This window comes from Metabacillus herbersteinensis (assembly GCF_042433335.1).
In the GTDB taxonomy this organism is placed as follows: domain Bacteria; phylum Bacillota; class Bacilli; order Bacillales; family Bacillaceae; genus Metabacillus; species Metabacillus herbersteinensis.
The window spans coordinates 1-538 of the sequence record NZ_JBHLVO010000108.1 but is presented as its reverse complement, the minus strand read 5'-3'; the positions used below and the strand labels follow the sequence as shown (position 1 = coordinate 538).

General features: G+C 41.3%; 1 protein-coding gene. It reads left to right on the top strand.

Going from position 1 to position 538, the window contains the following annotated elements:
• The coding region (locus ACFFIX_RS27925) for a GTP-binding protein (RefSeq protein ID WP_378939920.1) at positions 1-538 on the top strand (538 nt) is incomplete at both ends.

Sequence of the window (538 nt, the reverse complement as noted above, 5' to 3'; positions counted from 1 at the left end):
GACACTCCGGGACACATGGATTTTATTGCGGAAGTGGAGCGGACATGCAAAATGCTTGATGGAGCAGTCCTCATCTTATCCGCAAAGGAAGGCATACAAGCGCAGACAAAGTTGCTGTTCAGTACTTTACAAAAGCTGCAAATCCCGACAATTATATTTATCAATAAGATTGACCGTGCCGGTGTGAATTTGGAGCGTTTGTATATGGATATAAAAACAAATCTGTCGCAAGATGTCCTGTTTATGCAAACTGTTGTCGATGGATCGGTTTATCCGGTTTGCTCCCAAACATATATAAAGGAAGAATACAAAGAATTTGTATGCAACCATGACGACAATATATTAGAGCGATATTTGGCGGATAGCGAAATTTCACCGGCTGATTATTGGAATACGATAATCGCTCTTGTGGCAAAAGCCAAAGTCTATCCGGTGCTACATGGATCAGCAATGTTCAATATCGGTATCAATGAGTTGTTGGACGCCATTTCTTCTTTTATACTTCCTCCGGCATCAGTCTCAAACAGACTTTCAGCTT